The following is a 16792-nucleotide window of genomic DNA, read 5'->3' as shown; positions in this document are numbered from 1 at the left end:
TTTCGCAGGTATCGTATCTATTTAACCTGATTGGCCCTGCTGCCAGTAATATTAGTTTAGCTAGCTCGATTCATTTTAACCACGGAACAGTAAGTTATCCTTTTTGTTTAAGGTCAGAAATCAAAACTAAACATGAAGCTATTGCGCTTTAGGAATAAAAAGCCGTCTGTATTTAGTAAGTTAAATAAACTACCACCAACTCCCTTAGGGGCCAATACGCTTTACCAAAATACCTCGACTCTCAATGCAGTCACTTTATCAAGCTTTAGGTGGTAAAAGCCTCTCTCTCTCCCTAAAGACAAGTTTTGGAAATATTTTCTAGCTCAAATGCTATAGTGAATCGCTCCCATATCCAGTAGTATCATGGATACATAGTGGTACTGCACAGGCTACCTTGGCTGAAATCAAGCGGTAGGTACTAAGCATCCACTGAAGACTGAGCAAAGCTCCAACGGTCACAACTTTGAATATCAATATATTCCTTCAAGATTGACGCAATACGCCCCCTCATGCGCCAGAACTGACCTGGCACATAATTAGTCGCAAAAGCTATTGAAGCTTTGCATTCAGGAACAACTAAAAGGTAAGCCGTAGCAGCATTATCAGTCACTCCACCATGATGCAGCGCTAACCATGACTTATCATCCTTTCCTAGCTTGACACTAGCCACCCTCCAACCAAGTGAGTATTTTTCCTCATTGATCTCGCCACTACGCAATTTTACCGGCATTGAAAGCGCTTGTAGGGCCTCTACTGACAGATACCCTACTCCATAGGTGGCTTGAGCCATTCGCACTAGATCAGTTGGTGTTGAAATAAAACCTCCACCACCAAAAAGGAAACTCCTATCTCGCTTGTCGAGCGAGCGAACATGTAATCCTTCTTTGTTCACACTGGAATAGTAAGTTGCTTCACTCTCCTGTCCGGCAAAAGAGGTATCCAGTTCAGTAGCCTTCATTCCCAAACGATCCCAGACCTCAGAGCTAAGATAATCGACATATCCTTTTGAAGATGCCTCCTCGATAACAGCAGATAGCAATATGTATCCATTTGATGAATAGTGCTGCCCGGTTCCAGGTTCAAATAAAAGAGGATGTTTATCGAATACGTAAAACGCATCCATAGGACGTTGATGATCCTTTACATCAATGAACTCAGCTAAATCTCTCTCAGGAGTATCGTGTGGCACTCCAGCAGTGTGTGCCGCAAGCTCAGCAATACTAAATTTCGACGTATATTGAGGACGCTCCAGATAATCACTTACTGGCTGTCGCAAGTCCAGTTTCCCAGTAGCAACTAACCGGGCCACAGCCAAGCCAGTCATTGGTTTAGACAAGCTGCCAACCGAATATTGGGTATCCGTATTAGCTTCCAGATCCTTTTCAATATCGGAATATCCTACTGCTTGGGCAAAAGTTAGTCTATTGTTAAGTCCAATTGCAACAGATAGTGATGGTAAATTAAACTCTTCCTTTAGCTCTACAATCTTCTGTTCCGCGCTATAAAATTTATCATCAGCAGCATAGGCTCTCAAACTCAAGCCAGCAAATAACGCTACCAAACCAAATAATAAATAATTTTTTAACATTTTTTTCACTTCGAACTTACCATAGTCACACCGGAACTCTTTACCCAATGAGGCACACTCGCTTATCAACTACTAAAGTTTGCAAATATTCCCAAACCGAGGTGAGCCATATTGAAGCAACAACAAATTTATTAGACGCATCTAATGCTAAAAATGGATTCAGCAAGGCAAACTTTTTTATTACCGGTCGTAAACCTACAGTACACTGCAATATTTCCGGTTTAACACTTATCAAAGCTCGTATAAGTGGATGCTCAGTATTTACCTTAAGTGACGACAAGCGTTAAATCGAAGCCACCAAAATTTGTGCAAGTTCCTTGGGCATATCTATCATCACATCATGGCCACAGGGAATGGTCATCGCTTCCCAACCAACTTCTCTCTGAGCTTTTTTGAAGAACGGCCCGCCAATACCTGGCGTCCACCCAGTCGCGTAGATATATCGATATCGAGCTACCTGCTTCCACAATCCTTGCAGCTCTATTGCTTGTACAAAAGACCCCAACGGATGATCGACACAGTGTCGATCCACCCAACCCTGATCTTGCATGCCGACCCCAAAAGCTATAGCCGGAGTTGGCGCTACACGATAGCCATCCCCCTTGGTTCTAGCAGCTTTCTGAAGCTCCATGCCGATATCAGCGGGCAAAAGATCGATGACATTTTGTCCATTTTCTGGGACCAAGGCATCGAGATAGACTAGTGAGCGAATATATTGATGCAATTTGTCAGCAACACCTGTTATTACCACTCCGCCATAGCTATGGCCGCACAGAACAATATCTGTTAACTCTTCACAGGCAACAACACCGAGGATATCTTGAATATGCGTATCTAGGTCTATCGACTCACATAGTAGGTGTGCCCTCTCCCCAAGGCCAGTCAAAGTCGGACAATATACCTCATGGCCATATTGCCTAAGTAACGCTGAGACCCGCTTCCAACACCAGCCACCCTGCCAAGCACCATGAACCAGGACAAATGTTGCCATATTGGCATCACCATTAGCCGGACATGCCGACTGTATAAATTGTCACCGCTTGAGTTCTCACAAGTATAGAAATAAACAAACAGTTGACACATCTAGGACGATTGACCTAGCATTAATGTGTCTAGGTCGCCCGTCCTAGTCGTATTAATGCCAGGTCAAAAGGAGATACAGCATGGCAAGTCTATTTCACCCCTTCGACTTATCCGGTCTTCAACTTACAAACCGAATGGTTATGGCACCGATGACGCGAAATCGGGCGGACAAAAATGGAGTCGTAACCCCTATAATGGTTACTCACTACCAACAGCGGGCAAGCGCTGGCCTAATTATCGCTGAATCATCTCCTGTCTCTACCCAAGGCATTGGATATCCCTATACACCAGGTATATACACTACTGAGCAAGTTGATAGCTGGAAAAAGTTAACCCATGCAGTACATCAGGCTGATGGGAAAATCTATATACAGCTGCAACACTGCGGTCGGATATCCCATCCCACTCTACAGCCAAGTGGAGAGGTTCCCGTTAGTGCATCGGCAATCAAGCCAACTGGACAAGCTGTTACCTACGAGGGCAAAAAGGATTTTGTCTATCCCCGCGCATTAGAAACTTGTGAGATTCCAGAAGTCGTGGAGCAATTTGGTTTTGCAGCACAAATGGCGAAAGAAGCTGGCTTTGATGGAGTTGAAGTTCACGGTGCTAACGGTTATCTAATTGATCAATTTCTGCGTGACGGAACTAATCAGCGCAATGATGTCTATGGCGGGAATATAGAAAGCCGGATGCGCCTCTTAAACGAAGTCATTGATTCCATATTGGAAACTTGGCCTTCAAATCGCATTGGCATACGTCTCACACCAGAGAACAGTTTTAATTCAATGTACGACTCCAATCCACAAGAAAATTTCGAGTATGTATTACAGCAGCTAAATTATCGAAATATTTCCTACGTGCATATTTTGGAAGGCGACATGATAAAGAATAAAAGGACTTTAAACTATCAAGCTCTACGCGAAAGTTTCAAGGGTGTTTACATTGCCAATAATAGCTACAATCTTGAACGAGCTCAAAAATCCCTAAAAAATAATAGTGCCGACCTAATTGCATTTGGAACACCATTTTTAGCTAACCCTGATTTAGTATACCGACTTAAAAAAGGCATACCACTCAACCAGGCCGACCACTCGACTTTTTACGGTGGAAATGAAAAAGGCTACACCGACTATCCATTTTTCGCAACTCAAGTATAAACTCAATAATGTGATCCCTATGGAAAAAATAGACACCCGAGACCGAATCATCGCCATAGCAGATGACTTATTCTATCAGCAGGGTTTTGAACACACTTCGTTCAAGGATATCGCAAATCTATTAAATATATCCAGAGGAAACTTCTACCACCATTTTAAAACAAAAGACCAAATCTTATCTGGCGTTATAGAAAGAAGACTAAAAAAAACCAAAGCAATGCTTGAAGAATGGGAAAAACAAGGAGACACACCCAACCAAAGAATCAAGTGTTATATCCGTATTGTGGATGCTAACTGGGATAAAATTAAGGATTTCGGCTGTCCCGTAGGCACGCTATCCAATGAACTTGCCAAGTTGAATCATTTGAATCGCAAAGATGCCACTAAAGTTTTCACCTTATTCCGAGAATGGCTGAGAAAACAATTCACACAAATTTCCCACAATATTGATGCAGATAATCTTGCGCTACAAGTACTCTCTTGGAGTCAGGGAATTGCAACCATGGCAACCGCTTTTCAAGACAAGAGCTACGCCGAGCAAGAAATCAGTAAAATGTGCCATTGGGTCGATACATATAGAATGGAAAAATAATATCATCTGTAAGGAAGAGCAAGTATATGTTTATTATCTTGTTGAAATTTTCAGAGAAAAAAGCACACGCGGCAAAATATATGCCAGACCACAAAGCGTGGCTTCAGAAAGGTTTCGATGATGGAGTATTTCTATTATCGGGCAGTATTAAGCCTGGAATCGGCGGGGGCATTTTAGCATTCAACACCACCCATGAAGATCTACTAGTACGTATCAACCAAGATCCTTTTGTCTCTGAAAGTATCGTTAGCGCTGAAGTCATAGAGATTAATTCATCGAAAGCTAACCAATCGCTTAAATTTCTATTAAATGCTGAGAGAAATTAATATGACTACACAACTTACTCAAGGTTCTGACGGTAACTACCGCTGTAGCTGGTGTTTCTCTGCACCAGACTTTCTGCAGTACCATGATAATGAGTGGGGATATCCAGTTGATAATGATTTCCGACTATTTGAAAAATTATGCCTGGAGGGTTTTCAAGCCGGTCTAAGCTGGCGAACTATCCTCTCAAAAAGGGAAAATTTTCGGGAGGCATTTCACGACTTTAACTTTAATAAAGTGGCTCACTTTAACAGGAAAAGTATCGAGCAATTAATCACAAATAAAGGGATAGTTCGACATCGAGGAAAAATTGAAGCAGTTATTAACAATGCAAAATGTGCCAAAGAAATCGTTAAGAGTGAGGGCTCTCTTGCATCATTTGTTTGGAAATATGAACCTGAAGATAAAGTACTTGCAAAACCTCAATCTAAGTCTACTTCAAGTGAATCAATTGCATTATCGAAAGACTTAAAGAAGCTAGGCTGGAAATTTGTAGGTCCAACGACAGTATATGCCTTTATGCAAGCAATGGGACTGGTTAATGATCACCTGGAGGGGTGCATAACCCGATCAAAAATACAGAGGGCTAGAAGTAACTTTATAATACCCTGATGTCAGACAACATGCTTACCACTAAGGCTAAAACAACCTTGCTTTATCTCAGAAATATAAATCTGAACATGAGACAAAAATTTAGCACGCTACAAATTAAAGTCAAAGCAAAGAGATCAAACCGCTTTCCCTCACCTATGATTTCATACGGTGAAATTGAGGAAGGGAAAGACAATTTTATAACCCGCAGCTTTAACTCTTTACCAATTAAAACTACCTACTTCTTGTGTGAAAAAAATCCAACACCTTTAACGACAACGCAGTTAAGTCCGCCGTTTGTTCACTATCTACATTCTTTATAATACTTACAGAACGGGCATGGTCGGGGCAAAGCATCAGGACACTAGTAGCGCCAACACTCGCACCATCAATCATCTTAACATTTGGGTGCTCCTGAATAACTCTAATCAGGTCTACATCCTCTTCTGAATTATACCGATCTAGCAAGGTATTGAAAGCAACGACCCAGCCCACACCAAAGTCCAGTTCATCGCCACTCGTTAGAGTACCTGGAGTAAAAAGCTCAGAAATCGATTCATCACTCAAGTAGCGGCTATCAAGATGAGATAATGCAAACCTAACCAGATCACTTGGTGTTGAGAGCATACCGCCGCCGGCGTATTTATAGCTGCTATTCACCTCAGGTGAATTGCTAAGACTCTCCCCCAATAAGAATAGGCCCTCTGCCTATGAGATATGATAGGAGAATTCTCATCAAAGGTACTATTTTTTAGATTTAGGGAATCAAATACTTCCTCTTGCACTAACTCCTTAAATTCAACTCCTGATGCGGACTCCATCGCTGCAGCAAGTAGTGTCCAGGCATAGGTTGAATATTGGAAGTCTGTTCCAGGATAGAAAAGTAAATCATCATCTTTAAAAATATCTAATGCATCTATCGTAGAGCTATATTCCACATTAGATAGTATTTCCTCCATAGAGCTATAGTAGCGTATGCCAGAAGTGTGATTTGTTATCTGCCTAAAGCTAATATCTGCATGTGATCCAGGCCACGCTTCCACCAATGGACCAACATAGGAATCCAACTCAATGACTCCCCGATCTTTTAATCTCATTAAAGCAGCTGCTGTAACAACCTTTGATATACTTGCTATCCTCAACTTTGTCCTTCTTGTCATTGGAACATGAGATTCCAAATCAGCATAGCCATAGCCTTTTGCCCAACTAACATGCCCATTTTCTCCTATAGCAACACTAACTCCTGGCACTGAATCCTCAGAAATCACGCTATCAAAAAGATCATCCAAGTTATCTACATGAGATTCTGCATTTGCAGACTGAAATAAAGCGCACAATAAAAGCGCTGTACTAAAAGTAAAACGTTTGTACATATTATTAAATCCTTTTGAAGTGTATAAACTACGTGAAAATACTTTGATGACTGTATCAATCAAACAGAATACAAACAAATGGAAGTTACTCATACCACAATAGATAGCTCATTTTTATTTGTGATAATCAGTAATGACTGATAAAAATCCACAAAAACATAAGATTTCCTTATTTTGTAACTGTATTTAAGCTACTAAACGGACAGATCCCTACTTACCGGTAAGCTCTTACATAGCCTTCATCACCACGTAGAAATACGAAATTAAGCGCTATGCAATATCCAGCCTCAATTACATCCCTTAGTACCAACAACAGATGAGACGTTAATATAAAACTCACTTATATAGCTACTCTCTATTTCCGTAAAGTAACCTCTAAGTTCTAGTAGTAGTTGCGATAAAATTGCCCGGCAACTTCAAAAACAATTCTTCCGACAATATCTCATCCACGCCTACTTTCCAGACGACCACTTACAAACATCCATTTCTTTATCAAAATCGGTATCCTTTAACGATGCCTTCAAACACATCCCCTAGGATTTTTCGTTGCCCCTACTCCACAGTATGAATATAGTTGGATAGGATAAGAATTAACCTAAAGATCTAATAGTTAATCCATAAATATAGCTGGACTAAGCTTTGAAAGTACTCACTATAGTGGAACATCTGTTCAAGCTTACCACCAATGTACTAATAGAGCTCAAACAATGCGCCGCCCCACAAAGTTAACTTTTAACCACCGCCACTCACAAAACCTAGGATTAATACAAAGTGCCATATTTAAAAGTTAAATTATTAGAATTTACAAATAGCATTTAGGCTATAATTACAACACCACATCAATTTGCACCTTACTAAAATATCTTGTCAAATCTTACAAATGACAGTTTACGTACCAGCCACTATTATTTTTATGATTGTTAAGAACTGAATAAACCTGCTACAATCCTCACTTCGGAGGACATAATTTTAGTGAGCAAAAAAAACATGAGCCACAAGTTAATATTGGCATATAACGGCTTTGGTTTTCATTAGCAACTCTCAGCTAATGGAGATCAAAGTGAGCTACCGTTACTTTCGAAACCCTCACACCAAAAATGAAATGAAGCAATACTATGCTTCCATTGAAAATGAACTAGAAATTTTTATAAAAATTAGGGACCGGAGAAAACCCGCAAACCTACCGCATGCTTGGGAGGACTACTTTTGTTGTTTTGAAAGATTGTTGTGGTCAACTCCAACCGGACACTTTCCTAAGCACATTTTTCAAATTCGATAGGGGTTACGTCCCCCAGTGTTGTATGTATCCTGCGTGAATTGTAATACGCAATATAGGCCCTCACGTCTGTTATCGCACCCTCCCTTGTCGGATAGAGGTTTCCTGTTAACCATTCCCGCTTCAGGCTACTAAAAAAACGCTCAGTAGGTGCATTGTCCCAACAATTTCCCTTGCGGCTCATTGAGCACACCATTCCATGCTGCTTTAGTAGCGCTTGGTAGCTATGGCTGGCATACTGGCTACCTCGATCAGAGTGATGCAGCAGACCTTTTGTTGGGGTGCGCAAATTGATAGCCATAACCAGTGCACGACTTGCCAGGGCCGTCTCCATCTGGCGGTCTAAGTGCCAGCCAACAATCCGGCGTGAATAAAGATCAATTACCACTGCTAGGTATAACCAACCCTGCAAAGTCCAGATATAGGTAATATCCGTAGTCCAAACTTGATTTTTAGCACTCGGTGAGAAATCCCTATTTAGAAGATTCTCAGCAACTGGCAGTTGGTGCTTGCTATTTGTGGTTAGTGTAAATCGCTTCTTCTGTTTTACTACCAAGCCGAGCTTTTTCATGAGTTTGCGGACTCGATAACGCCCAATTTCAAAGCCTTCTTTGCGCAACAGCTTCATTAACCGACGGCTTCCGAGACTCTCACGAGATTCTGCAAATAAGGCCTTCAATCGATGGCATAGTTGCCAAATCTGGCCATCTATTGGGCTATCACTACGACGACACCATTCGTAATAGCTGCTCTTATTTACTTGCATTACTCGGCAGAGCACTCTAACTGGAAAGCTACCTTGCTGCTTTTTAATAAATTCGTACTTTATTTCATTTCTTTCGCAAAGAAGGCGCTGGCCTTTTTTAGGATTTCCTTCTCCATCCGCAATTGCTTTACTTCACGTCGCAGTTGATCCAGTTCAGCTCGTTCGCCCGAATCCAACCTTACTCCGCTCTCTTCCTGCTCCAGCTCCTTTATCCAGCGTCGCAGATTGTTAGCAGTGGTTCCTACAGCCTCTGCGGCCTTGGAAATCGAATACCCTTGTTCTGAGACAAGAGCTACGGCGTCTTTCTTGAACTCCGGCTTGAATTTCCGGCGTGTACCTTTTGTTGTCATACTTCACCTCGCTAGGTAGTTTTACCATCTTAACGAAGTGTCCGGAAGGATTAGACCACTACAGATCTTGGAAACGCCACCGCAGAGCGCAGTGGAAAAATAACTCCCCCCAATCAAAACCCTCATAAATATTCCCACCAAAGACTTCAACTTAATTTGCACCAACTGATTAAGCTGTCGTTTTTGGTAAATCTTATGCTTGATAGATGCAATTTAAGTTCGCTCTATCATTAAGTAACATCTATATTTTTTACACTTCGATCTGATCTCCATAGGGATATCGGTAGATATCGCAGCCAGTCGAGCCAAGCCAACAAGAATCGAGCTGTTTACCAATCAAGTTTCGATCTAAAATTAAAAAAGTCAGAGCTTAGCCCCTATTGAAGAATCCATTTTTTCTGACAATAACTCCACATATGTACCAATTAACTTCTCTTCTATTTGATGAATGAAGGTAGCTAGAAAACACAAGTGCTTGATATACTTGAAGACCATATGTTTTAGCAAGGCAAAGTAAACCTAGTTAAAAGCTAAGTATCTGGAAGATACTCACTTAAAGATTAAATTCAGCTTGGATGAATATTGATTCGATGAATAAAACTATATTATTTAGTATTTTAGCAGCAATCACCATCTTAACAGGATGTGGTGGTGGCGGTAGTGAAAGCACGGAAAAGTCGGTATCGGACTCACAAGCAGCTCCTGTGTCAGAATCTGGACCCGAACCTGAACCTGAACCTGAACCTGAACCTGAACCTGAACCTAAACCCGAACCCGAACCCGAACCCGAACCCGAACCCGAACCCGAACCCGAACCCGAACCCGAACCCGAACCCGAACCCGAACCCGAACCCGAACCCGAACTATTCTCTACTGCCACTATTAAAGCAGTCGAGAATATAGGGAATGCTCAGGCTAGCTTTCAAATTGAGTGGGTTTTAAATGATGAAGTAAATGCCATACTTCAACTCAATCATTTTCAACTTGATGGCTCCTTCGGCAGTATCGTAGGGTCTGATGGCAGCACCCCAGACGCGAGGATTCTCTTTGATTCAATCTCCAAGGGTGCACATACTTTTAAGTTCCATGTTCCGCTTCATCTTTTCCAGCCAAACACCAATAAAGATATCCAATTTCAACTACATGCCGTCGATGCTGAGGGGGGAATTATAGCTTCAACTCAAGCACTGGATACGCCGGAAACAGATGAATCCAAAGATCTTATTAGCTATTTAAAGTCAGATAATTCCACTGACTGGGAGTTATTTGGATACTCAACGGCTATCTCTGACGATGGTACGGTTATGGTAGTTTCTGCATCCAGTTACTCCGGTAAGGAGGACTCTCAAGGTGCAGTATATACCTTTGAACGGAATGAGAATTTTGAATGGGAACAGAGAAGTAAGCTGATTGAAGCTAACCCGCAGGAAAAAGCTTATTTTGGGCGGAAATTACAACTTTCAGCTGATGGAAAAATACTAGCAGTGATGTCAAAAAACTTTATTTTCCATCTATTTAAACGTGAAAATACGGATTGGAAACTTTTTAATACGTTTTCTCACACATATGACTGGAATGATAAATTTCTATATAGAAGTCCATTAGCCTTATCTTCAAATGGTAAGCGCTTAGCGGCTAAAACCTTGGAAGGCATTTCCATTTATGAGATTGACATCTATGCAGAGGAAGGTTCCGAGGTAAAATACTTACAAACATTGGCTCCAAAATTTACCGGCTCAGATACAGATACGAAATTTCCAGAAGAATATCTCTATGAATCCAAATTTGGAGCAGCACTTGCTTTTTCTAAAAATGGTGAAATATTAGCTGTTGGAGCACCAATGGATTGGATTGACCCAGGCGATAGGGAATATACACCATCAAGCTCTGATAATCTCGATTACGGTGCAGTTTTTGTTTTTCGAGAGACTGATACCCAAATCTGGGAGCAAGCCGCCTACTTAAAGAGTTCTGACTCTGATTATGGTCAAAATTTTGGTTACTCTGTTTCTCTTTCCCAAAATGGTCGAGTACTTGCTATCGGAGCGCCTAGAGAAGTAGGCTCCGGTAGCGGAGTTACTGCAACCCCCCCAGTAGAATTTGACTACGACTATCTATACGCTGGTGCGACTTATATATATCGAGAGCCTGATGCAAATGAAAAGGTTGACCCATGGTCTGGATACAATGATAGTAACCTGCCGGGGAATCCGGTTTATATAAAGTCTCTCTCTCCACAGAGCAGCGAGTATTTTGGTCAATCAGTTCAGTTATCTGGTGATGGTGGCATTTTGGCTATCGCTGCTCCGAACAATAATGGCGGGGCTACAGGTGTGGGAGGACTAATTGAAGATCAATCTAAGCTAAATTCTGGTGCGGCCTACATTTATCTCTATAACGCTCTATCTGGTACATGGGAAACAGGCAACTATATCAAGGCCAGTAATACAGATTCTCGTGATATGTTTGGACACAATTTGGCAATATCATCTGACGGGCAGACCTTAGTCATCGCAACACCTTTCGAAGATGGGAATTCTGATGGAACTGAAGGTGTCGGGCAGGATAACAATGATGCACCTTTAGCCGGCGCAGTGTATGTATATTAATTAGCTTCTTTCAATTAACCCAGGGCCCACTGACAATAACCAACGTATCGGTAGGCCCTGATGGAACATTTTAATCAACAATCGTCTTTAATAAATTAGCTTTATATAACAGGATAAACAATCATAAACTTACGTCAACGATAACTAAATTCAATTGATACAGTTGTAGTAAGTATGAGTTATCTTATTACTGACCCCATAATCCCCATGTATATCTGGCACTTTGGCAATCATCGTCATTTTAATGGTTGCCATCTCTTTCCCCCGCCAGTCTACTATTGTTTCACCAATATAGCACTCCTCGAGAGTGTAATTATCGAGCAGGTAATCGCCATTATCATAGTAAAATTCAGCATAGCAATACATTTCGCCTGCATGCTCTTTTTTCTGAAAACTAACACCTTCAACATAAATATTACCACTAATATTCCATGCTCTTTCACAGTCTCCATATACGGATAGGGGCATAAGCATAGTCATCAACACAACAAGCAGTATAGTTTTCATTAGAATTCCTTTCAGTGATTGAAACGTAAAACATTAATAGTCAGATACAAGGTTGATTTAATAGGCTCTATCATTCTACCCATCTGACATAGTGAAACATATAACAAGAAAGGCACTCTATCACTGTGTAATATCAATATCGGTAAATTGGCCTATCCCATCACAATAAAAATCCAGAAATCCAACTCCATCTTAGATCTATTGTGATAAATGGTCAGGCATCATCTTGAGCCACATAAACCGTGCTTGAAATATTTATTTCCCCCTTATTTTCTGGTATTTTTTTATATATCTAACCTAATCCTCATCTACATAGAGAATAATAATGAAGGATTTTTTGATTATTGGTGGAGGTCATAATGGCCTAGTGTGTGCTTGCTACTTGGCAAAAGCGGGAAAAAAGTAACAATCCTTGAGCGCCGATCTATAGTAGGCGGCGCTGCGGTTACTGAAGAGTTTCATCCAGGTTTCCGAAACTCAGTGGCAAGCTACACTGTGAGTTTACTCAACCCAAAAATCATCGAAGATCTGAACTTGCATGAGCATGGCCTGGAAATCAAATTACGGCCACAATCTAACTTTTTCCCGCTGTCAGATAGAAAAAGTCTCTCCTTCCATAAAAATCTTTTGGATACACAAGCAGAAGTCGCTCGCTTCTCAGAGAGGGATGCAGCTACCCTACCTGACTTTTATGCCATGCTGGAATCCGTAGCTAATATTCTGCGTGAGGAGCTATTGCGCTCTCCCCCAATGTGGGTGGCGGCTTTGCGGACTTGGTGCGTGCAGGCGGCTTTGGTTTAAGGGCAAAGAAACTGAGTATGGCATCACGCCGTGATGCGCTTGACTTATTTACCAAGAGCGCCACGAGTGTATTGGATGCCTGGTTTGAAAGTGACCATGTCAAAGCAGCATTCGCCTTCGATTCTATTGTCGGAAACTATGCGGCTCCCAGTACCCCCGGCTCCGCTTATGTACTATTACATCATGTGTTTGGTGAGGCTAACGGTGAGAAAGGTGCTTGGGGGCATGCCATGGGCGGTATGGGTGCTATCACCCAAGCTATGCTTAAAGAAGCAGAACTCCTCGGGATTACTATTCGTACAGATACTGAAGTTAGCAAGGTGTTGGTTAAAGGAGGTAGTACTAGCGGTGTACAGCTAAGTAACGGGGAGACGATTACAGCCAAAAAAGTAATCGCCAATGTCGGCCCTAAACTGCTCTACTCCCAAATGATTGATGAACAACATCTAGAACCGGAATTCCGTCGCCGCGTGCGCGCTTTCAGAGTAGGTTCCGGTACTTTTCGTATGAACGTGGCACTGTCTGAACTGCCAGACTTCACCTGCAAGCCCGGAATTCATCTACAACCGCATCACCAGTCTGGAATTGTCATCGGCCCCACAATGAACTACTTGGAGCAGGCCTATATGGATGCAATCCAACACGGCTGGTCAACACAACCTATTGTAGAGATGTTGATTCCCTCTACTATAGACCCCTCCCTGACTCCTCAAGGTCAGCATGTCGCCAGCCTTTTCTGCCAACAATTCGCTCCAGAACTGCCAGATGGCAAAAGCTGGGATGATTGTCGTGAGCTTGCAGCCCAAACTATCATCGATACTGTCACTAGACATGCCCCCAATTTCCATGACTCCATCATCGCCCAACAAATTCATTCACCGCTAGATTTAGAGCGCAAGTTTGGCTTGATAGGGGGAGATATATTTCATGGCGCCTTGGGGCTGGACCAACTGTGGAGCAACCGCCCTTTTATGGGCTTTGCTGATTATCGCACACCGATTCGGGGGTTGTATCTCTGCGGTTCTGGTAGCCACCCCGGAGGTGGAGTTACTGGAATTCCAGGACATAATGCTGCGATGGAGATTTTAAGGGATAGATAAGGGTACCCCATTGGCGATAATAAAAAATACCTGGAGCTCGAAAAGCGGGCTGAGAAAAAACTAATACCTGTTGGGCTCAGTCATTGCTAAATAGTAGGCGAAGTTTGTTTTCAAGCACCACTCAAGATTTTTACTTACCTCCCCCGGTCAGAATGGCTCTCAAAGAAACTCTTTTCATTCGCAGGTACTGCTTACTAACTGGCGCACACAAAGCTGTGAGTACTTTTTCTTTCGCAGCAATGCTCTAAAATAATTCTGAGTTTTAGCTACTAAAAACTACCTCTTCCAACCGACAACGTAGTTATTGTCTACACTTCCCACTCCTTAATTAACCACATCATCATTAGAGTTAGGTAATGTCTGTAATTTTTCAATTGGCTTAAGGGAAGCTAGTGCGCCATTAGATACATTGTTTCAGAATTCATGATCATCCAGTGGATACCATCACTGAACCCCACATTGCTAGTTACTTTAGCAACCCCTACAATCTCCAACCATTTATCAACTATTCCAACTGGCCGAAAATAACTCTTTTTATTCTTCCTGAGTCAAATTCAACATACTCCCGCCGTAACTCAACCCTCTTCCTATGTATTCCTTCCAATAGAATTGATAATTGAAACAGTATAAAAAATACTGAAAATATCAACCATACCAAATAACTTCAGGCTCTCCCACTATAAAGAAGATGGAAGAGACTATTAGACATATTAAGGCCATAGATAAAACCCCTACGAAATACAAAGGTATTTCATATCTTGACCGTTAAAATCAATAGATCATTTGAGTCTTCACCCTGGAAAACAGCCAAAACAAATATAAATATACACCTATTAATTCAGTAAAACCGACCTCTTATTTACTTACACTTCTCAACTTCCATGGGAGACTATTCTCTTTTGTCTGCGTCACTTAATTTTTGCTCTATGGCACTTAGATCCAAATACGGCTTGATAAATGGTTGACATTTATAGCTTGCTCTAACTATAGATACAAATCCTATTGCACCACCTGAAAATAGCAAAATTGAAAAGGTCACGTAAATATTAATTTCGCCAGCTACCAATAATCGTTTCACAGCAACCAATAAAACAATCATGCCAATCGAGCTAATAACAACAAAGGGCATGCGAGCATAGACTGGCATCCTATTTCTTGAGTAGGAACGGACTACAGAACGTAAAATTTTATTTTCTTGCTTATTCATAATTCCCTAAGATGTCTAACGATAAAAGCACCGGTGGCAAAACCTAAACGACTGTTTTGACGTCGGATAGCTTTACTTGTTAACTAACCCCCTAAATTCAGTTCACTGGCTTCAACTCACGCCTCTTTTTGGCAGTAAATCATGAGAGTTTCTGAGTAAGGATTAATCGCTCCCTAGCCTCTACCAATCTACCGCCATAGAATATCATCCGAATCTTTCATTGAAGGGCTCACCGCTAGTGACCAAGATAGAGTGCATACATAAAGATACCTTGAATTTCGCCTGGAGCAGTGATTCGAGTGCGTAGAGATAACTACATTAACAAATGTCTGGGATGAGAACTTACATTGAACTCATTTAAATTAAACTCAATTCTTTTACAGCAGGCCATTCAGCAGATTGAACTCCAGAACACAGTGCCATTCGCTTTAAGATCAATAGATTAGTTCCCTTTAAAAAATACTCCAGGCTCCCTAATACAGCCAGATCTCAGCACATGGACGACCGAAACATAACGTCGGCCGCCAGTCAAATTTATCGGGCGATCGTACTACTGTTTGTTATGTGGATGAACTCAAATCAAAGCCGCAACTCTTGCAGAATTTCGGGTTCAAACCTTTACCTAGATAATTTGTGCACTTAGGACACCGCCAATTGAATCTAGAGAAAACTAAATATGCAACTATAGCGAGAATGCATCCGATCATCCAGGCCACTATAGGTATACCGGCAAAGGTTTCCACCCCACTTTCCATAGCCTCTAGAGAGACAAAAAGACCGATAAGAGCAGGAGCAAAGAAAATGCTTCCCATAATTTGCTTTCTACGTAACTTCTTAAACTCATCTTTCATCTACTTATTTAACCCATATAATACTTTGCTACGCCACAACCGAAATCAAATCGATTATGCTAGCAGAGTGAAGACCATCGGGGGCAGAAACTTCCTATAAAATCCTATAGCGTTAACTAAAAAATTGAGCCGATAGCCTCAAGCACACCCGTAACTGCGTCAACCAAACCGTCTATGAAGGCTTCCAAAACGCCAGTTAAAATCTCAACGACCCCCATTGTAAACTCAGAAATAACCGTCGGTATTACAAGGCCAGCTATTGAGGATACAATGATAGCTGAAGACACTAACTCTACTCCATAGATTAGACTATAACAGATAACACCTACTATAGACAGTGAGCAAATAGATTGGATAATCTTCATCGCTTTCGATTTTTCTTTTGGTTCACTGCTCATCATTTTCTCCTATTTATAACGGGACTTAGACACACTCATCCCAATTTTTATTTAGTGCTTCTACGTGAAACAGTCGACTCATCGACAAGGAATAATTAGGCCGCTTACGGCCGGAGTGTAGTTGAGTATTTTATTCTGAAGTTAGTCATATTGCATTACATTTTTTTACTGAACCTTGCTCAAGACAAATATATAGAGAAATAAGAATGCCACTTCTCA

The 16792-nt window shown here is 41.5% G+C and carries 16 protein-coding genes; 8 read left to right on the top strand and 8 right to left on the bottom strand.

Translation table 11 applies throughout. The annotated features are described in order from the left end of the window. Positions 1-418 precede the first annotated feature (418 nt). Both P0078_RS22570 and P0078_RS22565 read right to left on the bottom strand, forming a co-directional pair. Entirely contained in the window at positions 419-1588 is a 1170-nt protein-coding gene (locus P0078_RS22570; protein ID WP_282934669.1) for a serine hydrolase domain-containing protein, read from the bottom strand. A 283-nt stretch (positions 1589-1871) separates the two neighbouring features. Further along, positions 1872-2579: an alpha/beta fold hydrolase gene (locus P0078_RS22565; protein ID WP_282932115.1), complete on the bottom strand. Its 708-nt coding sequence runs from the start codon at positions 2577-2579 to the stop codon at positions 1872-1874. A 172-nt stretch (positions 2580-2751) separates the two neighbouring features. Between P0078_RS22565 and P0078_RS22560 the strand changes: the two genes are divergently transcribed. The 4 genes from P0078_RS22560 to P0078_RS22545 are packed head-to-tail and all read left to right on the top strand — an operon-like array spanning position 2752 to position 5356. Further along, complete coding sequence (locus P0078_RS22560; RefSeq protein ID WP_282932114.1) at positions 2752-3828, top strand: alkene reductase; 1077 nt, start codon at positions 2752-2754, stop codon at positions 3826-3828. 19 nt (positions 3829-3847) lie between these two features. Next, positions 3848-4420, top strand: a complete 573-nt coding sequence (locus P0078_RS22555; RefSeq protein ID WP_282932113.1) for a TetR/AcrR family transcriptional regulator — start codon at positions 3848-3850, stop codon at positions 4418-4420. Between the two features lie 26 nt (positions 4421-4446). Beyond that, complete coding sequence (locus P0078_RS22550; protein WP_282932112.1) at positions 4447-4746, top strand: YciI family protein; 300 nt, start codon at positions 4447-4449, stop codon at positions 4744-4746. A gap of 1 nt (position 4747) precedes the next feature. Next, a complete protein-coding gene (locus P0078_RS22545; protein WP_282932111.1) occupies positions 4748-5356 on the top strand; it encodes a DNA-3-methyladenine glycosylase I in 609 nt (202 codons plus the stop codon). A gap of 213 nt (positions 5357-5569) precedes the next feature. Here the strand turns inward: P0078_RS22545 and P0078_RS22540 are convergent, their stop codons facing one another. The 3 genes from P0078_RS22540 to P0078_RS22530 all read right to left on the bottom strand — a co-directional run bounded on the left by P0078_RS22540 (position 5570) and on the right by P0078_RS22530 (position 9100). Continuing rightward, positions 5570-5995: a serine hydrolase gene (locus P0078_RS22540; RefSeq protein ID WP_282932110.1), complete on the bottom strand. Its 426-nt coding sequence runs from the start codon at positions 5993-5995 to the stop codon at positions 5570-5572. Further along, positions 5992-6801, bottom strand: coding sequence for a serine hydrolase domain-containing protein (locus tag P0078_RS22535; protein WP_282932109.1), 810 nt, complete (start codon positions 6799-6801; stop codon positions 5992-5994). The genes P0078_RS22540 and P0078_RS22535 overlap by 4 nt, the downstream gene beginning before the upstream one ends. A 1160-nt stretch (positions 6802-7961) precedes the next feature. Beyond that, positions 7962-9100, bottom strand: a protein-coding gene (locus P0078_RS22530) for an IS3 family transposase (RefSeq protein ID WP_282932108.1) whose coding sequence is annotated in 2 segments (ribosomal slippage) — positions 7962-8851 and positions 8851-9100 — 1140 coding nt in all. Because the reading frame shifts where the segments join, the coding sequence is not laid out codon by codon here. Positions 9101-9675: 575 nt separating this feature from the next. Between P0078_RS22530 and P0078_RS22525 the strand changes: the two genes are divergently transcribed. Continuing rightward, positions 9676-11709: a hypothetical protein gene (locus tag P0078_RS22525; protein ID WP_282932107.1), complete on the top strand. Its 2034-nt coding sequence runs from the start codon at positions 9676-9678 to the stop codon at positions 11707-11709. A 150-nt stretch (positions 11710-11859) separates the two neighbouring features. Here the strand turns inward: P0078_RS22525 and P0078_RS22520 are convergent, their stop codons facing one another. After that, positions 11860-12216, bottom strand: coding sequence for a hypothetical protein (locus P0078_RS22520; protein WP_282932106.1), 357 nt, complete (start codon positions 12214-12216; stop codon positions 11860-11862). A 325-nt stretch (positions 12217-12541) separates the two neighbouring features. Between P0078_RS22520 and P0078_RS22515 the strand changes: the two genes are divergently transcribed. From P0078_RS22515 to P0078_RS22505, 3 genes are all read left to right on the top strand, one after another. Continuing rightward, positions 12542-12622 (top strand): NAD(P)-binding protein, encoded by an 81-nt coding sequence (locus P0078_RS22515; RefSeq protein ID WP_282934668.1) that lies wholly within the window; start codon positions 12542-12544, stop codon positions 12620-12622. Between the two features lie 74 nt (positions 12623-12696). Beyond that, the gene (locus tag P0078_RS22510; RefSeq protein ID WP_282932105.1) at positions 12697-13017 is read left to right on the top strand and encodes a hypothetical protein; all 321 of its coding nucleotides are present in this window, start codon (positions 12697-12699) and stop codon (positions 13015-13017) included. Between the two features lie 17 nt (positions 13018-13034). Continuing rightward, positions 13035-14117, top strand: a complete 1083-nt coding sequence (locus P0078_RS22505; protein WP_282932104.1) for a phytoene desaturase family protein — start codon at positions 13035-13037, stop codon at positions 14115-14117. Positions 14118-15006: 889 nt separating this feature from the next. Here the strand turns inward: P0078_RS22505 and P0078_RS22500 are convergent. Both P0078_RS22500 and P0078_RS22495 read right to left on the bottom strand, forming a co-directional pair. Next, entirely contained in the window at positions 15007-15324 is a 318-nt protein-coding gene (locus tag P0078_RS22500) for a hypothetical protein (protein ID WP_282932103.1), read from the bottom strand. 967 nt (positions 15325-16291) lie between these two features. Continuing rightward, positions 16292-16576, bottom strand: a complete 285-nt coding sequence (locus P0078_RS22495; protein WP_282932102.1) for a hypothetical protein — start codon at positions 16574-16576, stop codon at positions 16292-16294. Between the last annotated feature and the right edge of the window lie 216 nt (positions 16577-16792).

This window comes from Microbulbifer sp. VAAF005, from assembly GCF_030012985.1.
In the GTDB taxonomy this organism is placed as follows: domain Bacteria; phylum Pseudomonadota; class Gammaproteobacteria; order Pseudomonadales; family Cellvibrionaceae; genus Microbulbifer.
The sequence above is the reverse complement of the archived record's forward strand: the minus strand, read 5'-3'. Positions and strand labels throughout refer to the sequence as shown.